At 34.2% G+C, this 2,193-nt stretch carries 3 protein-coding genes; 1 reads left to right on the forward strand and 2 read right to left on the reverse strand.

Features of this window, described 5'->3' with window-relative positions:
* Positions 1 to 204: hypothetical protein (locus ENO17_07065; protein HER24789.1), on the forward strand; the 204-nt coding region annotated here is incomplete at its 5' end.
* Here ENO17_07065 and ENO17_07070 read toward each other — a convergent pair.
* Both ENO17_07070 and ENO17_07075 read right to left on the reverse strand, forming a co-directional pair.
* Positions 190 to 501: an Hpt domain-containing protein gene (locus tag ENO17_07070; protein HER24790.1), complete on the reverse strand. Its 312-nt coding sequence runs from the start codon at positions 499 to 501 to the stop codon at positions 190 to 192. The two genes, ENO17_07065 and ENO17_07070, sit on opposite strands and share 15 nt — an antisense overlap.
* Positions 455 to 1,978: an IS1634 family transposase gene (locus tag ENO17_07075; GenBank protein ID HER24791.1), complete on the reverse strand. Its 1,524-nt coding sequence runs from the start codon at positions 1,976 to 1,978 to the stop codon at positions 455 to 457. Before ENO17_07075 ends, ENO17_07070 begins: the two co-directional genes overlap by 47 nt.
* Between the last annotated feature and the right edge of the window lie 215 nt (positions 1,979 to 2,193).

Here is a 2,193-nt window from a genome sequence, read left to right on the forward strand (position 1 = left end):
GCGTTTGAATGTACAAAGAAGCTGGAAGGTAAACACATCATAATTGTGGATGACATTATCACAACAGGAAGTACATTAAATGCTTGTGCTCAGGTGTTGAAAAATAAGGGCGTTAAAAAGATCACAGCCGTTGCTCTGGCAACACCCATGGACATATTACAGAATAATCTTGAAAAAGAAATAATGAATTTAGATAGTTTTTAATACATCAAGCAGCTCAGTGTGAGCCTGCTTAATTTTCACTAAAATCTCTTTAGCGCCGTCCACGGATTTGTCCAAACCCATTTGTTCCAATTGTTTAAAATAAACAGAAATTTTATCGGCGCCTAAGTTTGAAGATGCGCCTTTCATTCCGTGAGCAACATGTCTTAATTGATCATAATCAGCAGATTCAAGAGCAGATTCAATATTGTTAAGCGTCGGACCCATTTCCTGTTTTGATCTTTGGGACACCCTAATAATTTTTAGTAATAATTCTATATAATTCCGCTTGTAAATCATCCATTTTTAATAACATTGATTTTGTACGTTTTGATTCCGGAAGCATATAGGTTATCTGATACATATTCTGTGTTAATTCAGTTGCTTTTTTAACGGATAAAGTTGAATTCTCTTTATATAAAACTCTCTCCAGTTCTTTATATATACAATATGCTGTGAAAGATATACTGATGTGAGCTTCTATCCTATCGCGTAACCGATGATAAATTGGGCGGATCCGTAAATCCGTCTTGGACATCCTGAACGCCTTCTCGATATACCAGATATTTTTATAACTTTCTATTACTTGTTCATTTCTAAGACTACTGTTCGTGATATATCCCTTCAGACCATCCCAAACCCTGTCATTTTCAAATTTTTTATAATCTATGCTAATTGATATTTCGCCATCCATTTTTAGATATTTATTGTAACCCCTATTATTTATATTTGATTTAGTTAATTTACCCGCATTAATCTGTTTTTCAAGGCGTTTTAAACCCCTCTCACGATTATGCATATCTTTTGCCGTTCGTTTATCAGAATAGCTCACTATAATATTAATATTGCCATGTTTTTTGATCCTAACTGTTTGACCATCTTTGAACCGATTCTTTAGTATTTGCTCTTTTATCTTATTTGACTCATTCTTAATCCTTGAACCTATTATATATTCATAGCCATCTTTTTCCAAAGCTTCAATATTCTCATTGTTTAACAGACCTGAATCTGCAACAATAATCGGTTTGTTTAAATTAAATTTCCTCGTAATCTTTTCTATAAATGGTAGTAAGGTGTGACCTTCGTAGATATTGCCTTCAAAAATATCATAACCGATAGCATAACCGCCTAATCCGACAAGTAAACCTAAAAATATTTGTGGTTGCTGATGTTTGCCGTCCTTACTGTAGCCTATTTTTCGCAGGTCATCTTCATCACTTGCTTCAAAATATAAAGTCGTCATATCATAAAATACAATACTGATATTGCCTTCCAGTATTTTCAATGTATGGGCATAGGCTATTTGCTCTACTTTTTCCTTCAGTTTATTATTGAGTCTGTCTAAAAACCGATATACGCTATCCTTATTAATTAATACGCCTCGATAACGATATAAATAGTCGATAGTCTTTAATTTACTTAAGGGGAAACTGAGCCTTGCTATAACTAAGTGACGAAAAAGTTCCTCGTTTATCTCATTAAATCCGATCGCGTCATATATCTTTCCAAAAACTATCTCAGGTCCGATGGTTTTTATACTTGCATTGCCTAATGTAGCAAAAACCATGTCTACTATGGTATCATTCTCCGATACAAATAAACCGGTTTGATTGCTTAAGCGCTCAATTTCCTGATCGGCCAAATAGCTAAATCTCTGCAATTCTTGTGATGTTCTGGCGCAACCAATCGTTTTAACTAACTTATATTTTCCATGAGCTTTTGAAATGATTTGTATTGAGGTGCTTCCTGACTTATTTTTCTTTTTTCGCACAAACATACCCGAAAATAATCACGGGACACCCATTTTCAAAATCCGACTCAATAATAACAAGGGTTCAGAGGGATTGTTTTACAAAGTGCGAAAAACAGGAAGAATTAGCTCAAAAGACCAAAGAATTGCTTTCAAATTTACCCGAAGATTTGGTTATTAAAAATTACAAGCCCTATGAAAGTAAAAATGAAGAAGGTGTTGGTATGGAAGGCGGTTATGCC

This window comes from Candidatus Atribacteria bacterium, from assembly GCA_011056645.1.
Taxonomy (GTDB): Bacteria; Atribacterota; Phoenicimicrobiia; order Phoenicimicrobiales; family Phoenicimicrobiaceae; genus Sediminicultor; species Sediminicultor quartus.